The organism is Bacillus sp. J33 (genome assembly GCF_000518885.1).
GTDB lineage: Bacteria > Bacillota > Bacilli > Bacillales > Cytobacillaceae > Cytobacillus.
On record NZ_JAEL01000112.1, the window covers coordinates 1 to 17800 of the forward strand.

17 protein-coding genes and 2 pseudogenes are annotated in these 17800 nt (G+C 38.5%); 5 read left to right on the forward strand and 14 right to left on the reverse strand.

Translation table 11 applies throughout. The annotated features are described in order from the left end of the window. Window positions 1-258 precede the first annotated feature (258 nt). From L634_RS0124415 to galU, 6 genes are all read right to left on the reverse strand, one after another. Window positions 259-768 (reverse strand): hypothetical protein, encoded by a 510-nt coding sequence (locus tag L634_RS0124415; protein ID WP_026584701.1) that lies wholly within the window; start codon window positions 766-768, stop codon window positions 259-261. A 525-nt stretch (window positions 769-1293) separates the two neighbouring features. Further along, window positions 1294-1590, reverse strand: coding sequence for a hypothetical protein (locus L634_RS33000; protein ID WP_198029824.1), 297 nt, complete (start codon window positions 1588-1590; stop codon window positions 1294-1296). A gap of 84 nt (window positions 1591-1674) precedes the next feature. After that, entirely contained in the window at window positions 1675-2817 is a 1143-nt protein-coding gene (locus L634_RS0124425; protein ID WP_026584703.1) for a glycosyltransferase family 4 protein, read from the reverse strand. Window positions 2818-2837: 20 nt separating this feature from the next. After that, entirely contained in the window at window positions 2838-3365 is a 528-nt protein-coding gene (locus tag L634_RS0124430; protein ID WP_026584704.1) for a phosphatase PAP2 family protein, read from the reverse strand. Between the two features lie 26 nt (window positions 3366-3391). After that, window positions 3392-4726, reverse strand: a complete 1335-nt coding sequence (locus tag L634_RS0124435; protein ID WP_026584705.1) for a UDP-glucose dehydrogenase family protein — start codon at window positions 4724-4726, stop codon at window positions 3392-3394. A 106-nt stretch (window positions 4727-4832) separates the two neighbouring features. Next, a complete protein-coding gene (galU, locus tag L634_RS0124440) occupies window positions 4833-5723 on the reverse strand; it encodes a UTP--glucose-1-phosphate uridylyltransferase GalU (RefSeq protein ID WP_026584706.1) in 891 nt (296 codons plus the stop codon). Window positions 5724-5965: 242 nt separating this feature from the next. Between galU and L634_RS33005 the strand changes: the two are divergent. Next, window positions 5966-6106 (forward strand): annotated as a pseudogene (locus L634_RS33005) (MerR family DNA-binding transcriptional regulator); the annotation flags it as partial. A gap of 55 nt (window positions 6107-6161) precedes the next feature. On the opposite strand, the gene L634_RS0124450 reads toward L634_RS33005, so the two are convergent. Together L634_RS0124450 and L634_RS0124455 are read right to left on the reverse strand one after the other, a co-directional pair. Then, window positions 6162-6467, reverse strand: coding sequence for a hypothetical protein (locus L634_RS0124450; RefSeq protein ID WP_026584707.1), 306 nt, complete (start codon window positions 6465-6467; stop codon window positions 6162-6164). A gap of 185 nt (window positions 6468-6652) precedes the next feature. Beyond that, on the reverse strand, window positions 6653-7120 hold the full coding sequence (locus L634_RS0124455; protein WP_026584708.1) for a DUF3291 domain-containing protein: 468 nt from the start codon (window positions 7118-7120) through the stop codon (window positions 6653-6655). A 398-nt stretch (window positions 7121-7518) separates the two neighbouring features. Between L634_RS0124455 and L634_RS0124465 the strand changes: the two genes are divergently transcribed. Continuing rightward, complete coding sequence (locus tag L634_RS0124465; protein WP_034263180.1) at window positions 7519-8325, forward strand: carbonic anhydrase; 807 nt, start codon at window positions 7519-7521, stop codon at window positions 8323-8325. 700 nt (window positions 8326-9025) lie between these two features. Here L634_RS0124465 and L634_RS31680 read toward each other — a convergent pair. Next, a complete protein-coding gene (locus L634_RS31680; RefSeq protein WP_051428407.1) occupies window positions 9026-9703 on the reverse strand; it encodes a lysoplasmalogenase in 678 nt (225 codons plus the stop codon). Between the two features lie 226 nt (window positions 9704-9929). On the opposite strand from L634_RS31680, the gene L634_RS0124480 reads away from it, so the two are divergent. Next, window positions 9930-10277, forward strand: coding sequence for a hypothetical protein (locus L634_RS0124480; RefSeq protein WP_026584711.1), 348 nt, complete (start codon window positions 9930-9932; stop codon window positions 10275-10277). Window positions 10278-10391: 114 nt separating this feature from the next. Here L634_RS0124480 and L634_RS0124485 read toward each other — a convergent pair whose 3' ends face one another. The 4 genes from L634_RS0124485 to L634_RS0124500 form a co-directional block, all read right to left on the reverse strand. Next, window positions 10392-10841 (reverse strand): GNAT family N-acetyltransferase, encoded by a 450-nt coding sequence (locus L634_RS0124485; protein ID WP_026584712.1) that lies wholly within the window; start codon window positions 10839-10841, stop codon window positions 10392-10394. A 92-nt stretch (window positions 10842-10933) separates the two neighbouring features. After that, window positions 10934-11239, reverse strand: coding sequence for a hypothetical protein (locus L634_RS0124490; protein WP_051428408.1), 306 nt, complete (start codon window positions 11237-11239; stop codon window positions 10934-10936). A 142-nt stretch (window positions 11240-11381) separates the two neighbouring features. Next, window positions 11382-12011 carry a hypothetical protein gene (locus L634_RS31685; protein WP_232233835.1) on the reverse strand — a complete coding sequence of 210 codons (630 nt, stop codon included), beginning with the start codon at window positions 12009-12011 and terminating at the stop codon, window positions 11382-11384. A 635-nt stretch (window positions 12012-12646) separates the two neighbouring features. Next, window positions 12647-14353: a methyl-accepting chemotaxis protein gene (locus L634_RS0124500; protein WP_232233836.1), complete on the reverse strand. Its 1707-nt coding sequence runs from the start codon at window positions 14351-14353 to the stop codon at window positions 12647-12649. Window positions 14354-14742: 389 nt separating this feature from the next. Between L634_RS0124500 and L634_RS32320 the strand changes: the two genes are divergently transcribed. After that, window positions 14743-16428 carry a NucA/NucB deoxyribonuclease domain-containing protein gene (locus tag L634_RS32320; protein WP_051428409.1) on the forward strand — a complete coding sequence of 562 codons (1686 nt, stop codon included), beginning with the start codon at window positions 14743-14745 and terminating at the stop codon, window positions 16426-16428. 233 nt (window positions 16429-16661) lie between these two features. Here L634_RS32320 and L634_RS0124515 read toward each other — a convergent pair whose 3' ends face one another. Next, a complete protein-coding gene (locus tag L634_RS0124515) occupies window positions 16662-17342 on the reverse strand; it encodes an ArsR/SmtB family transcription factor (protein ID WP_026584716.1) in 681 nt (226 codons plus the stop codon). A 275-nt stretch (window positions 17343-17617) separates the two neighbouring features. On the opposite strand from L634_RS0124515, the pseudogene L634_RS31690 reads away from it, so the two are divergent. Further along, window positions 17618-17800: pseudogene (locus tag L634_RS31690) on the forward strand (IS110 family transposase); the annotation flags it as partial.

Genomic DNA, 17800 nt, shown 5'->3' on the forward strand with positions numbered 1-17800 from the left:
CCCGCAGGACATTGAATAAGCTTCCCCGAATTAATACCTCTTCGTAAGGAAATGCGGTAGCATTTTCGAGGAGCTCGTACCTTCCGCTCCAATCAACAGGGTGCTAAAATCAACAATAAGCTTTAACACAGCCAAATATAAAGATGAATCTAGAATAAAACCTTGGCGTTATTCAGTGAAGTCGAAATTATAAGCTAAGCAAAAAAGACCGTTGTACAGTCACACAACGGTTCTGCTCCTTTATTTATAGCGCTGCTTTTATGAAGGTGGCTTTTCCTCCGCTAATTTATTTTTTTGTTTTCTATACAGTATGAATGCACCGATCCCATTTACCAAAATCAGCCCAAAAAGAGTGTTGCCCAGGGGCGCCCATCCATTTTCGCCGGTGAAAAGCAATGACAGGATAACCTTCCCAATGAGTGCAGCATTCAATATGATCAAACCAAATTTTAGGGAATGCTTCCAAAAAGCCATCAAGATTAAAACCACAAAAACCATCATTAAAGCAATCGTAAGAATAGCGGAAACAGGGTTACTTAAAAGTGTTTTTTCGTATTCCAAAACTGCCTGCATTTGCGGATTAATCTTCTCTGGTGCAGGGAACCAGACCATACTGCTCATCATTAAGAAAAAAGTGATGATAACACCCGTCCAGCTGCGTTTATAAGCGAAAAAGGCCAATACGATTAAAAATACAGGACGAATATACCAGCTCAATGGATTTAGATGCCGCTGAAAAGCCCAATTCAATATTTCCTGAAATTCCATTGCGTTCACTCCTCTCGTTAAACCGGAAATGCAATGTAAAATATTAGGGAACACTATAATACATTGTATTAAATTTTTATCAGAGGTATTCTTTGTATGATATGTATATCTTTGCTTCACCACTAAGGTGACCTTCACATTAAAACACTTAGTGGTTTTTCATATTTTTTCTTTAACTCCGTAAGTTGACTCTAAAAAAAATAAGAGTTGCTGCCGCAATCTCTTGTTAAACCCAATTACCCGTTATGTAAAGAATTATTTTTTCTTTAAAGTGTCCAATTAATCATAACCAGATACAATTCCAGCTTTTTGCATGCTGGATATCAGGTTACAAAGTGAAGTAGCAGCTTATCAATTAGAAGATACCATGTTGCGTATAGCACAAGATCTGATGGTGTCAACCAAGCACATATCTACGTAACGTCGACAAAGATTTTATATTATTACACCGAATCAGGTGCAAAGAAATTAAGATGTCTCCTACAAGATACATAAAAGAACACTGCTTGCAGGAAACATCAATAATTAACGTACATTGAATTCCTCAAGTAGCATCGTTTCTGTTTGCGGCATAGTAAGACCTAATGGCCAACAGCCCATTCCACCTAGTCCGTATTCCCTTACCATTCGGAACTTTGAAAGGAGACTTCGCGGGTCTTCAAACCTTACTTCATGAAGCGCACCCTTATTATCACCATAACGGAACCAAGGTGCTGCTACCTTTTCATCATAGTGAACAGGGCTTTGATAACCTGTATATAAATCAATTGCACGTTGAGTTGAATAGGCAGTACCAGATTTTTTTCGCCTTTTATTGTCCAATCATAGGCATACTGCGGAATTCCAAGCATAATTTTTGATTTTTCTATAACTGATACAGCATTAAACCCTTGCAAGCTTTACTCATCAAGCATACCTCTTCTCCCCGCTCTCTCCAATGACAAGAGCATAGTGCCCAAGCAGATCATCAAAAATCTTATCCCATTTCTGTGTTAAAGCGTATTCCCTGCCTTCGATTCCCATTTGTGTACGATGTTTAGGATTTGTCAGAAGATGTGTGATTGTCTCAGTGAATTCTTCAATATTGTCCGGCTCACATAAGCGGCCTGTTACACCTTCTTGAATGATGCTCTTTACTCCTCCAGAGTTTGCGCCAATCACTGGGGTTCCGCTTGCCAAGGATTCCAGTACGACGTTTCCGAAGGTTTCAGTTGGAGAGGGAAAAACAAATAGATCTGATGCTGAATACACTTCAGCGAGCTGTCTGCCTTTTAGATAACCAGTGAACTCCATATTTTCAGGTGCCTTAGCCTGCAGTTCCTCACGGAGCGGGCCGTCGCCGACTATTAGCCACTGAAGGTTCTCGTTAAGATAGGTCGGAAGCGCTTTTGCAACTTCCAGTAAAAGTGCTGCATTTTTTTCAGGCGCCAATCTGCCTGCATATAGAAGAAGGTGTTTTTTGCGTATTGAATATTTTTTGCGGACGGACAGCTTATCATGGTATGGGTGGAACATTTCGCAGTCGACACCTCTGGGCCACAATTCCAGATTGGAAAAACGGTGCTCCTTTAGCTGATTTAGGGTCTCAATTGAAGGGACAAACGTTTTTTTGAAGGAGCTGTGAAACCATGTCATGTATTTCCAAAGAATACTTGATAGAAATTTAAGATCATAGAATTGCAGATACTGGTCAAAATCCGTATGATAGGAGCCCACTAAGGGAATGTTTAGTTTTTTGGCACAATAAATTCCGGTTAATCCGAGATTGAAAGGTGTGGCAACGTGTATAATATCCGGTTTGAACGCTTCCAGCTCTCCCTTAATTTGAAAATAGTTCGGAAAAGCTAAACGGCATTCTGGGTATAAGAAGAAGGAAGCGCTTTTAAAACGATGTATTTGAGAAGAAACATACTCGTCTGGCTGGTTTGCAGGTGCGAATATTTTCACCTCCATGTTCTGCTCAGTTAAATAATCGGCAAACCTTTTCAGTGTCCGGGCAACCCCGTTGATGTCAGGATAATAAGTGTCTGTGAAAAGTGCAATTTTCATGGGATCCTCCTTTCCATTTTCTAAAGAAAGAATAAATTATAGCTGCCAATACCAGCTATGGAACCAAGAACTCCGCCTGCCATGACATCAGTTGGAAAGTGAAGACCCAGATAGATTCTTGAAAGCCCTACAAGAAAAGCCAAGGGAAATAATATTATGGAAATAGGAGGCCACAAAAATATAAAAGGGATAATGACAGAAAATATAGCTGTTGTATGGCCTGATGGGAACGAATGATCTTGTAAAGGGTTTGAAGGAAACTGGGTATTTTCAAGACTCATATATGGACGTTTTCGCGGGTATATTTTTTTTAGAAATTGTACAGGCAGGTGGCTTAGAGTCAACGAAAGCGCACTTGCCGCTGCTGTCCTCCGAACTGATCCAGAAGAGAGCATTAGCAGTAATAACACGGCTGAAATCGTCCATTTTGCTCCTCCTAAATGGGTAATATTTCTGAAAAAAACATTTAGGATTTTATTATCAAAGTGACGGTTTACCCCCTGGAATAACCTGCAATCCGTTTCATAGAAAGCAAGCAGAATTTTCATTATGACTAATCCCCTTACTTAAGTTTTTAACTGCTTTTAACTCTATTGATCTGATCTTGAATGATCGAAGGCCTCCCTATGGAAACATAAGTTAGCGGATGTTTCCGGACCTCCGAAAGAGAATAGCAGTTTCTTCCATCAATAATGATCGGAGCTTTCATTAGCCGTGAATACATTTCCAATGGGAGATGCTTGATTTGATCCCATTCTGTGGCAATAATGACCAGTTCAGCCCCTGAAAGGGCTAAAAGAATATCCATCGTGTATTCAATGGTATTGCCCAGAACCTTTCTGACATTAGGAACTGCCACTGGATCATAAGCAATGATGGAAGCTCCTTCTTCCTGCAAATCTTTCACAATCTCCAACGACGCTGCTTCCCGAATATCATCTGTTTCAGGTTTGAATGCTAAGCCAAGGACAGCTGTCCTCATTCCCCTTAGGGATCCCAATAGCTCCTTTGCTTTTTGGACAGTTATTGATCGCTGTCTATTATTTACTTTTATCACAGCTTCAAGAAGCTCAAATGGATGCTCTACATCTCCAGCAATCTGAACAAGCGCTTTTGTATCTTTAGGAAAACAAGAACCTCCATACCCGATTCCAGCTTGAAGAAAATGCGGTCCAATCCGCTTATCCTGCCCAATTCCATATGCAACATCTTCAATATTTGCCCCAACCTTTTCACAAATTGCCGCAATTTCATTGATAAAGCTGATTTTTGTGGCAAGGAATGCATTGGATGCGTATTTTATCATCTCAGCGCTTCTAATATCCGTTTTAATTATTGGGATCTTTAATGAATGGAAAATTTGTTCTATAACCGATGCAGATTTGGGATTATCAGCCCCTATAATGATGCGGTCACCGTTAAAAAAGTCAAGAATGGCAGACCCTTCGCGAAGAAACTCAGGATTGGAAACCACTTCGACCTGAAGCTCCGGGAGTTTTACACTCTGAATAATCTGCTTAATCCCTTCATTGGTTCCAACTGGCACTGTGCTTTTTGTACAAACAATTACATCATTTTCGATATAGAGTCCTATGTTATAAGCTACTGCCAGAATATAATCAAGATTTGCCGTTCCATCCGGGTTCTCGGGTGTGCCGACCGCAATGAAAATGATTTCGCAGTCTTTATATGCTAATTTGGGATTTGCAGTAAAGCACAGCTTTCCGCTTTCCAGATTTTTCTTAATCAGCATTTCAAGCCCTGGTTCATAAATCGGGGAACGGCCGGATTTCAACAATTTAATTTTCTCCTCATTGATATCCGTGCATGTCACGTGATAACCCATTTCTGCCAAACAAACCCCGGTAATTAACCCGACATAACCCGTTCCTGCAACAGCAATTCTCATGCAATCCCTCCTGAGCATTCTTACTTCTATTTTATTTGCAAAACCTCAAATATTTTCTTGATGGCATGTTAAGCTATTGTAAAAAGTATGTAAAAATAGGAAAATGTCAATTCTCAGCTTGCCCAATCAATTCTCTTTCCAATACCGCCAATAGATAATCCAAAAGGCTATCTCTTAATTCTTCTCTTTGAAGCGCAAATTCAATATTCGTTTGAATAAAACCCATTTTTTCTCCCACATCATGCCGAATGCCATTAAATTCACATGCATATACCTTTTCTTTTTGATTTAGGCGATCAATTGCATCCGTCAGCTGAATTTCACCTCCAGTCCCCGGTTCAAGATTTCCTAAAATATCAAATATATCCGGATTTAGAATATATCTTCCCATAACAGCCAGACTTGAAGGTGCTTCCTCCCTCTTCGGCTTCTCTACCAGGCCTCTTACATTATAAAGACCTTCACTGATCATTTCCGGATCAATAATTCCATAGCTGCTAACCTTATGTGCGTGGACCTTCTGCACTCCTATTATGGAAGCATGATGCCTTTCATACTGTTCGATTAATTGTTTTAGGCACGGTTTTTCAGCATTTACAATATCGTCCCCAAGCAGCACAGCAAAGGGTTCGTTTCCTATAAATTTTCGGGCACACCAAACTGCGTGGCCTAATCCTCTTGGTTCTTTCTGGCGAATATAATGAAGGTCTGCAAGATTTGAGGGCTTTTCCACTTTGCTTAATAAACCAGCTTTCCCTTTATTCAGCAAATTCTGCTCAAGTTCAAAGGAATGATCGAAATGATCTTCAATTGCCCTTTTCCCTTTCCCTGTCACGATGATAATATCTTCGATTCCGGATTCGACAGCTTCCTCCACAATATATTGAATCGCTGGTTTATCAACAATTGGAAGCATTTCTTTTGGCATTGCCTTCGTTGCGGGCAGAAATCGGGTCCCTAAACCAGCTGCAGGTATTATTGCTTTTTTAACCTTCATTTTGTTCGCTCACCTCTCTAATTATTACTAATTCATTTTTTACTGTAGCAGCCTTTTATAATATTAATTTGTGATTTTTATAAAAATTTGGTTAAGATTTACAGTGTTTTATTTTAATAAAGGCATTTACAGATATAAGATTCTATAACTAGTAGTGTTCCAAAATAAATGAAATAACCTGAGTCCCTATTAATACAGGACTCAGGCTGCTTAAATTTGTAAGGTTTAAAAAGAGGATTATTATGAATGGTATTGAGATTGCCAAGAAAATGAATATAAGCACCAGTGCATTAGGGCATTATGAATCATGGGGACTGATTCCTAAGGTGGTGAGAGCAGAGAATGGATACCGGCTCTATACGAAGGAGCATAAGGCATATTTTGATGTATACGTGCTCTTGGCACTCCATAACTAAATAGAAAATATCAGTTTTCAATTTATTTTTTAGATAAAAAAATTCCCCACCAAACAACTAAATATAAGTAGCCTGCCATTGTATAAATAGACCAATACGCCCCTTGTTGAAATTGATTAACCAGATGTTCAAATTCATTTACCCCTCTACTTCTTTCGACGCTATTGATAAACCCGGCCATTGGTACAGTTATTGTAAGAACGATTGTTATAATGGATAAAGCTTTTGCTTTATTTTGAGCCACTGAAATGATCGCAGCCCCTAAAGTTGCAAATAAAAATAAGTAATAAATTATCCAAAACCAGTTAGGCAGAGTCTCCCAGTACATTCTCTCACCTCAATTATTTTTCATTTATTTTACCATTAAACAGAAGATGATGAGATAAAGAGCGAAATTCTTATTGTACTAACTTGTCCTTTATCTCACAAAAAAAAGACCGTTAATCCTTCTTGGATCAAAGGCCAGCATTCGTTTAAACGTTTAATTTCACAATTAACCAAGAGACCTCCCTGCTACTTTACCATGCACGTTTCCCCTTTTTCATCAAACGCTTGCTTAAAATCAAACGCAAAAGGAGTAGGTCCATATTGAATATAATAGTTATATCTCTTGAAAGCCTCCTGCCATGAGACATCCCCCAGCTTTTCTGTCCACCACACTACATATGAAAGGTGTTTCCCTTGATAAGGCTCCATCCATTTGTTCCGATCTCGCAATGCTTCCCTATGCTTACCTGAATAGGTAAAACGATATAAGGATTGAAGGCTTTTCCAAACCGTTAGTGTAAGAATAGGAAAACCATCCCCCTTTGTGGCTTCTTCGGGAAAAGGGATACCATTAGGAGAAAACGCTTCTATAAGCTGTCCTGATTTTGTTGCCTGACGAAATACTTCATTGCCCACTTCAAAAAATTCACGGGAGGCAGGGTGGTCATAGGGGTGATTTAGCCTGCCGACCGTATAGATTGATACCAATGCCATAAACAGCCCTCCATCTGCAGTTTTTACCTAATTTATATTCAAGTAAGAGAAGATTTCATAACCAATTCCTGTTAAGCAATAGCTGCAAGGTATTTGTATGTATTTATCTTTTTAGCTTTCAATAAGCAGCCATACAGAAAAACCAGCCAAAAACAGGCTCTATATTCGGGGCGCTTCCTGCCATATTGCTTAGTTGCCATATACGCCTTTGTCTCCATTTTTGTTCCCTTCATCGAGAATATAGTCACACCATCAGTCCTTCTTCTATCACCGTTTATACAAATAGAAATTACTAATAAAGTTGTGTTCCATTTTCTACTAAATTTTACAATAATAATATTGTGATTGGCATTTGCCTTTATTGGAAAATTCAGCATAGGAAAAAGGAGAGTAGTTTTATGAGAAATACTATATGTACCAGATTATTTGCTGCAGCAGTTTTGCTTTTCATGACTGCCTGCACTCCTGCACCGCAGCATGCTCCTGAAGAAAAAAACGAATCGGATAACAGTGGACCCTCTTGGTCTTACAGTGGAAATGCAGGACCTGATAATTGGGATAGTCTCGATCCCTCATTTTCTGCGTGCGCCAATGGTACGGAGCAGTCACCAATAGACATTGAGCTTGCCAATGTACAGCTTGACAAAAGTTTGGCGGAAATCAACATTAACTATACCCCTACATCTTTTACCCTTGTAAATAATGGCCATACTATACAAGCCAATGATGCTTCCGGCAGAAATACCCTAACTGTTGATAATGAAGAGTATATACTGTTACAAATGCACTTTCATAAGCCAAGTGAGCACCTAATTAACGGACAGCCCTTTGAAATGGAGGGGCATCTAGTTCATCAAAATACCGAAGGAAAGCTCGCTGTTCTTGGATTTCTCATTAATGCTGGAAATGAAAATAAGATATTTGCAGAGATGTTTTCAAAACTTCCACAGGTGGAAACTGAAGAGGATGTCACTTTAGAGAAGTTTGTAGACCTTGAAAACTTATTGCCAAATGAAAAAAATTTTTTCCGTTATAGCGGTTCTCTAACGACACCTCCTTGTTCAGAGGATGTTAAATGGATCGTTATGGATCAGCCCATTGAGATGTCAAAAGAACAAATTGAAGCTTTCGGTTCCATATTCCCGCATAATAGCAGACCTATTCAGCCTCTCAACGGAAGGAAAGTTTCAGAACAGGAGTCATAATAAAATCTAATGGAATGATCAGTTTAAGTTAGTAAAATTACATTTGCTGCGCCTCTTCTTGAAAAAAACAGGGATGGCTGCAGCCGCTGCACCAACTTCTCTTTTAAAAGAGATTAACTTAAATATAAAATCATTCACATCTTCTTTTTTTAATATAATATCACTCTTTCGTATTATAAGAGGGTGTCCCAAAAGTCTAACTTTCGGGCACCCTCTTTTTTCTTCTATAAAATTGGCCTGTTGATTTCCGCTCCACGGACTCGCTTTCCGCGGGCGGTCCGACGCTCCTCGGTGCATTCGCACCTGCGGGGTCTCCCNCTGACTCGCTTCTCCCGCAGGACATTGAATAAGCTTCCTCGAATTAGCACCTCGTCGTAAGGAAATGCGGTAGCATTTTCGAGGAGCTCGCCCTTCCGCTCCAATCAACAGGGTGCAAGAATCAATATCAGCATGAATACTAAGACAAAAAAGTATAAAGAGTATAACACTTTTTTATTTGGTTTTATTATAAATCGATAGCCTGGTATAACGTAAACACCTGTGGGACTCGATCCCGCCGGAAGCTAAACAGTTCGCCCCTTATTTGCAGAACATGCTTGAGTCTGCTTGGACTTGGATCTCAAAAAAATTACGAAATAATGGTACTGGAACAAAGGGTCTCAGTAATTCTTTTGTTGGCGGAGGAGAGAATGTTGTTTTTTTACATCGGATTTATTATGCTTTTTCCCTCGGCATACCTAGCATTGTTTCCAATGGCGGATAGGCTGCTGGCAATCAGGAATTGCGCTGAATAATAGGTTGTCATAATGAGGACATCGGAATAAGCGATGCCGGAAACGAACATATTCCATGACAAGATTGAGTCCGAGATGACAAACAAAATACTTCCGGCAGCGGCCCATATATTTCCGGTCAGGATGGCTGAAAATGCCATTAGGGAAATGACCAACATATAGGCAACAACCGGGATAACCAGCTGATTGCTGCCTTCTGTCACCAAGGACGCAATCAGTTGCCGGCCAATGAGGAAGGAATACAGGGAAATCGGCAATATGGCGGCCATTCGAATTTTGTTCATACGGGACGTTTTCAAGAAGCCGGTCAAATAGAAAAGATGTCCGACCAGGAAGGCTCCGAGTCCAGCGACAAATGACACGGCAATGAATCCATCGCCGAGCATGCAGAAAAACAGGCCAATAATGATCAGACGCTGGCCCGGCGTCGGCTTGGCAGGCAGCTTACAGAATGCATAGAAAATAATAAGTGCCATTGGAATCAGTTTAAAGACAATTTTCAATGCCAACGGCTCATTAGGAATGATGAATATGTATATAAAAGCCATCAATCCAATCAAAATGGGGAGAAACCACTTTTTCAAGACTAATCACTTCCTTCGTCTGTTATATTTTTCTCAACCTGCCCAGTTTATTAGATGTCCCCCATGTTCAACTCGGTTGGTTAAATTAAGTTTGCAGTTAAAAGCAACATACTTTACGAAAACAGCCGAAACAAAAAATATTTACAAACTATTAATTTTTCCATTCAGAGAAAATGGTAAAATATTCATATGAATAGATATCCATCTTCTGAAAGGTGTGTTATTCGTGAGGTATTATTTTGATCTTTTTTTAGCCATTGTACTAACAGCTTTATCTTATTTCATTGGCAGTCTCCTGATTGGTAATGGACTGCCAGCCTGGCAAGCTCTCATAATTGGTACTGCCGTAGTCTTATTAGGTGCTATTACAGAAGCATTAAAAGCCCCTATGTGGTTAATGATCCTGGTACCTTTTCCAATTGGTATGCTGTTGCTCTTCCTATTCTTAAAAGAACCTGTGCAAACCTGGTCAATAACATATTTAATAACGTTAGGTATTTACTCAGTCATACACATGATCATGAGCTTCTTTTTTAAATTTCACTCTTTAATTCCTGCTTGGAAATTATCATAATTAAATAATTAGATATATTTGTTGTTTTTACTTATAAATAAACAATTGATACAACTAATATAAATTTGACAGGAAATGAAATGCATTTTAATATTCCTGTTTATAAATACTATTTTAATCAGATACCCATTCATAGTGGATATCTGGTAAATTTTCTTCATTTTCATGCCCTCGGCCAACAATTTTAAAGCCATGCTTTTCATAAAAACGCTGTGCTTTTTTATTTATTTCAAATGTGAATAATGATAATCTTCCACTTGATAGCGCCTTTGCTTTATTTAGTAATCTTTGACCAATACCCATTCCTTGATAGTCTTTGTGAATATAAAGCTGGCTTATTTCACATTCATTATAAGCAATCATACCAGCAACATTTTCATCTAATAACCCCAAATCAATCCGATACTGTTTAGGTAATATATGATTTAAAAAATATACGTGCTCTTCATAACTATGAATTTCCTTCTGGCCAATAGCTAATTCCTTGCTAGCTCTCCACATTGTTACCGTTTGTTCTGCGTACTTGGGCTCATACTGAAAAATTACGATTTTGTGTTTGTTCACAATAAGACTCACCTCCATTCTTATAGCAATTCCTAATTTTAACTATTACTTTAAGTTCTTTTCTCACAGTCACTATAATTAAACTGTGTGAATTAAGGTTCATTCCAGAAAAAAGTTGTGACAATGAAAGGAATAATAGCTGCAATAAATATGATCATACAATTTCCGATTAAACCAGCTTTTTTAAATGCACCTTTTTCAGCAATTAACGCAAATAAAAAGCCAATTACAGAAATGATCAATCCGCCCAAAAGGAAATGATCATTACCGAATAAAACCGGTATATAGGATACTAATCCAATGAAAAATAAAATGGCTGATAAGACTCCTAATTTACTTTTCAGAATGATCCCTCCTTCCGCCATTATTTTACCATTATTTTCATATCCATATTTCATAATAATTTCTAATCCGTTCCTTTTGTTAAATCAACTACACTATTACACACAGAGAAGCCGGATTTTTTGAAAACAAAAACTCCGGATAACAGACATTTTTCTAGGCCCTTTATTCGAAGTTCCTGTAAAGACTTTTTGGTAATTAAGAAGTTTTTAACAGCTCTTTTTTATTTACTTCTAAATGATTGATTATGTCAGGAATTTGAGAGTCAATGCCATGAATAGTTTCCTCATTTGGTGCGGGATTTTCCTGAATAAATTCTTTCCATTCCATTTCAAGCTGCTTGAATTTTTTCCCATAAACAGTATTAATTTTGTTAGTTAAGTCAGGTTGGTCATATATTTTCAGGAATTGTTCAATACCATATTTACTAATTAGGAAGTTTGAGAATGAAGCAGATTCAATATACGCCAACCACCTTAAAGAATATGAATCTTTACTTAAATTTGAATACGAAAAAATTTGATCCTCGTGCAGCAGAGTTTCCAGAGGGATAATGATTTCTTGGGTCATTAAATAACTCATGATGTCGTGTACATCTCCCTGATAGTTGGGAAAAGCGTTTCTTTCCGAATAGGAATCTTGCATAAAAATTGCAAGGCCCTCTTGTGTAACATGCCCGTTTGTATAACCGAATAATACATGGGTAAGTTCATGAATAAGTGGATAATTCCCTTCTTTTACCCAATACAGATGTATAGTATTTCCACTTGAATAACTTACTTTCTTCTCATTATATAGGTGTAAATATATTTTCGATGGTGCAGGCATTGAAACATTTTCTTTTTGTAGAAGATTGTAAAAGTTTAGAGTTTCTTCTTTTATTTCATGTAATATATCTTCAGAAAAATTACCCTTGTTAAAAAAAATGAATTTCTATTTTTCCATCTTCAGTTTTAAATTTTTGAAGTTTATTCTCTTAGGAAGAAGCCTCTTTGTGAGAAGAATCTAAATCTGTTTTTTGGTCGCTGCAACCGGTAAGAATTAAAAATAACAAAAATACAAAAGAACTGAATTTTATAGATCTGCTCAATTTTTCTCCACCTTTCTTTAGAATAAAATATCTGCGGTTATAATACCTAAACTAGTAATATAAAGACCCCTCCTTTTTACTAATTATACGGCTTAACTTTAAATCAGTTTCAAAATTATCACAATTCTGTATATTATTTGCCTGCTGCTAAACTAAATTAAACTATTTAATTCAGAAGCACACATCTAGTAATCCTAGAACTCCCCCTTTAACTCAAAAAAAATAGCCGGCAAATGTTTGCCGGCGATCTATAACTTCTTAGAGTTAGCTATCAGTAAACCAGGGACCTGGATAAATAGTCTGCCTTTATACCCTCAAAAAGCACGTAATTATTCCGGTGATTTTTTTTCTCAAAAGAATGGTATATTCCACTCTATACCTTATACTGCCTTGTCATTTCCGACAGGGAAGTAGCAAGTAAATTCAACTTCATTCCAATCTCTTTAGTATTTTCCATTTGTTCCGACTGAATAACACTAGATACAAGCATTTCTTCTGCACTGGCCAATGTTTCTTGGGATACTGAAGAAAATTGATCTGCCCCTTTTTCCAGCTGCGGCAGCAATTGCTCTAGGTTTTCCAGCTCGGATTGCATGAATTGAAGCTTAGCGCTTACAACTGAAATCTCGTTCATTAGCTCATCAAAAGAATTTTTCGACTCGTTTGCCATAACTAGATTATCCTTTATTTTGATATGCATTTGATTAAACTCTTCTGATGCATTTACCGTGATATTTTCCATATTTCCTATTGCATGAGTTATTTCCTCTGCAGCTGATGCGGACTGCTCAGCCAGACTCCGGACTTCACCGGCAACAACAGCAAATCCTCTCCCGGCTTCCCCTGCTCGAGCAGCTTCAATGGAAGCATTTAAAGATAGCAGCTTTGTTTGCTCTGCAATCCCTTTTACCAAACCTACAAGATTATTAATCGATAATGAATGATCTTTCAACTGGCGAATCGTTAGGATAAGACGATCAAAATCTGTGCCAAATTCCTGTATGGCTGTTATTAAATTACCTATATTGTTCTCACCGCGCTTTGCAGACATATTCATAGCTGCAGAACTGCCAGAAACATTATCCATATGAAAAAACATCTCTTCAATCTTATGCTTCATTTCCCTAAAGCTGATCATGCTTTTTTCTGAACTCGCAGCAGTCTGCTCAGCACCTACTTTTACAAGATTAATAGCTGACACAAGCTGCTGGCTGCTTGTAAAGGTTCTCAATGAGGACTCTTCCAGTTCAATACCTGTATTCCCCAGCTCTTTTGTTGTCAAGGTAAGCTCACTCAGCATTTTCCTCATTTGGGCGATCATACTCGTATAACTCTTATGTAAGGAGATAATTTCGGGAATCGTTGTATGAATCTCGGATGAACTTTGCAGATTGCCATTCCTGATTTCCTTCATTGTATTTTTTAACTGGTTAAGAGGCTTCGTTATTTTTTTCACAAACAAGCTGATAATGACAGCTGCAGCAATCAGGCTGGCCGAAATGGCCGTCATAATAAAATAACCAATCGTAGTAACATCTTCCATGTATGACCTTGTCGGTATTAAAAGCACATAAATTCCTGAGATTTCATCCATCTCCTGAAACACCACTGTGTAATCTGTTCCATCCATTTGTTTATGAATGACACCATTTTTCATTTTTGTGATTTTATTAACTGTATCCTCCTCGAAAGATGCAGCGGAATTTTTGCTTACTTTGAAAGGTGTTACTCCCTTTTCAGTGATATAAAAAAAATCGGACGAAATCCCATCTGACTGAAGCTTTTTTTGCTGTGAACGAACACTGGCCTCAAGCTGCTGCATAAAGTAATTTTCATCACTGATGTAAACAAATTTTAAATTTTCCGCCATATAACCCATTAATTCTGCCTTTCTTACCAGCCGATTTTCTATCGTCTCCAATGCCATTTCTTTTGCTTTTATGTATGAACTAAGTCCTAAAATGCCAATTGTGAAAAGCAGTAAAGTGAAAAATAATACAAATAACCTTGTCCCAAGGTTCAGTTTATGACTATATTTGTTCCTATACTTTTTTATTGAGAGAAACCCATTTTTAAGCACACTTAAAACCTCCAACTTATCATACTATTGACCTATATTAGGAATTATACCGATAGAATGTAAATTGGATGTAAAGATTTCATAAAGAGTAAATTTTTTCTATAAATATGCCTGCTGATGATAATCCAGAAGAAGTTATCAAAGTGTAAGCTAACCGTATTGGGAATACGACCCATATTTCCTAGTAAGCCAATTATTCTGTGATTTATCGTAGGTTGTTGGATGTATTTTCCTTGGAATATATTGTAGTATTTGTTCTTTTGTTGTATCCTGTCATCGATTTGGATGCAATCGAAGCAGTGGATCTTGTTTAGTATCCGGAAGGAAATCTTTCCATCTTTGTCTAAGACAGCAGTTTATTCCAAATCAAAAAATAAGGGAGGGATATGATGTCCAGGTTTTACAGGCATATTGTTTTATCCGTACTTCTTTTGTTTTTGGTCATAGGAATGATTTCACCGGTACAAGCGAAGTCTAATTCAAGCGGCGGAGGCTATTGGCTCCCAAACAGCAAAGAGACAATTGAAAAGGCGACTGAGCTTATGAAGCAGGGCAAGTCCGTTGAAGAGCTTGGAATCAGGCAAGATCAGATCCAGAAAAAAGAAGGTATCCGGACATTAGATGAACTGATGAAAGAAGACCAGCAAAGTAACGTCACATACAGAGCGAACATGGCGCCTCCGATCAAGACGGCAGCCGGATGGACACCCCCTGACTTCGACTATGATCATATCCTGACTACAGAAGAATGCCGGAGAAGTCCAGACAGCAGTTCGGAAACAGGGTATATCAAGAACCGCTATTCTTTCTGCTGGTCTCACGTCGCAACCTATCAAGTCCCAATAAAATGCATTGGCGGGTTCTGTCTTAACGCAGGCGTTCAATTTCAATTCACGGAAATAGGTTATGGATCCAACCAAAGCCGGAAAATGAGGGTCTATTATACACTTGAAGATATCCTCGTGACCCACCCATCCTTGAATGGTGCCAAGCTGAAAATCGATATGGTATGTGAATCCAAGCTGAACGCAGGTGACTGTAAAGAGGATCCCAGCTATCCGGCAACGGAGCGAACAATTGCCCAATGGAAAAATACGAACTTCAGTACAGAAATTTTCACATCGGAAGCTCCCCCACCAACTGATGCAAACCCTGATCAAGTAGGTTACATGGAATTTTGGCCAAAACTTACCCTTACACATGCACCCAGAAAATTTAAAAAGAGTATTGATGGCATTAAACAGACCGTTCGTTACGATTCTGCAAAATATATGTTTGCTTTCCCTAACCAATATTTCTGGCAAGGAGCCGTATTCAGCAAAGCCACTCCAATCTTCAATGTTCCGATCACGAAGCCGGAATTTTCGATGTTAGCTGAAGCCGGCCAGCATTGGAAGTTTGCGATGGAACACCCGGAACAGACGAAGCCTCAAATGGCCGGAAAGAAGATACCAGGCATGGTCGGGGACAGCACGTTGACACGGATGTATCCGAGACGGCATCAGGAAGAGTACAACAGCAACAGGTCAAAGACAAGAAGGACTTGTGACCGGGAATTCAGAGATGAGGATCGGACCGGAAAGGATTGTGACGAGTATCCGTTCGCTTCCACCTGGCAAGGCTCCTCGACGAATGGATCGGATAATTTTTCTGTGAGCCTTATTTCATCGGACTCCAATCAAGCTGCAGGGACATGGCTAGGTACCTGGTACGCGTATGACCGTATATTAGACGGAGACCGATTCCACGTCCAGGTCGAAGCCCCTGAGAAAATTGCGACAATCCGTTCTGAAGGCCAGCCACAAGACGGTCAGGACCATCGTTCCAGCGATAACTTCTCTATTCAGAACATACCCTCATATGCGACCAAGCTACAGTGGAAAATCGTCAATGGACCAACTGATGCCAAGTTCGATGTCATGAAAGACATCAGCTTAGGCATCGATGAAACCATTTTCTATGACCTCCAGGATGGATCGGAAACAGAAATCGAAACCAGCGAGGATCTTTATATCGCCAATCCGGAAAATACGAATGGAGAGAGTTTCACTATCGAGGTTTATGCGATTCCATAATAATAATTTAGAAGCTGTTCTTTAAGTATGTGACACTTAAAGAACAGCCTCTTCCTTATCATAAGCGGATCAGATCCAATCCTACTGTTTCACCATTATGCTATACTAATTATTCTTTAACAATCCTCTATTTATCTATAAAAAACCATGCATGTTAAATTAAATACCCGATTGTTCCAAAATTTATGAAATTATTAAATTAAAAACCTTTGTCAAAAAAGAGGTTTGAAACATTAAAAATGGATAGAAAATAGCTTTTCCAGCCCTAGTCTTCCCTTTGGAGTAATCTTAATTGCACGACTTCGAGGTATACGTAAAAACCACTCAAGTGCAAACATCTTTTCAAGTAAGGCATTCCCTAAAGCACCGGCAATATGGTGTTGCCTTTCACTCCAATCTAAGCAGCAACGGGCATAGGCCCTGCGTTTATTTTTGAGTTTTTCTTCATCAATCCCAAACTCTTTAAAGAAAAAAGATCCTTCAATTGTTACTTCATAATTTAAATCTGCTTTGTTTAAAAAACCTTGCTGGACTAATGAATTGGTTATTTGTACACCAACATAGCCAGCCAGATGATCGTAACAGGTTCTGGCAAAATGAATTGCCTCTTTTTCTTTATGCTCTTTGAAGGAACTGGCTGAGGTACTTGGGGAGATATTTAACAACTGTTCTATTATTTCGGCTGTTTCTCTGTTTACCAGCTTATAATAGCGATGCCTGCCATGCTTTTCGACGCTTACAAGACGTGCATCAAGCATTTTATGAAGATGGAAACTTGCTGTCTGCGGTTTAACTTTCGCAATATATGCAAGTTCACTGGCTGGGTGAATAGTTCCGTCCATTAGACTAAGCAAAATTAAAGATCTTGTATGGTCTGATAATAGTGAAGCAATTTTCGAGATGTCCGGATTCATTTTTTATTCTCCTTACAATCATATTTCGATGAACATTGAAGCCTTTAAGTCTTACAATTACAGTGTATCTAACCTTTAGGAGTGATTCAAAATGAATATGACGAACTTTCTTGAAATTAAGCCTAAAATAATGTATTACGGTACACCGACACTGCTCTTAAGTTATCATGAACGAAACTAGCTCCTTACTCGTAACACCGTAGGTTAATTTGGTTACACTGTTTACTGGAAAAGCAAACCAAATCAGAGCTACATTACGGAAGGAGCTAGTTATTATGAAGGATACCATAAAATATGTAGGTTTAGACGTTTCAAAAGAAAAAATTGCCGTTGCCATTGCAGATGAGGGTCGAGATGAGCCAAGGTATTGGGGAATGATTCCTAACACTCCGGAATCCATTAGAAAATTAGTAAAAAAGCTTGGAGAAAAAGAGAATCTTCGAGTGTGCTATGAAGCT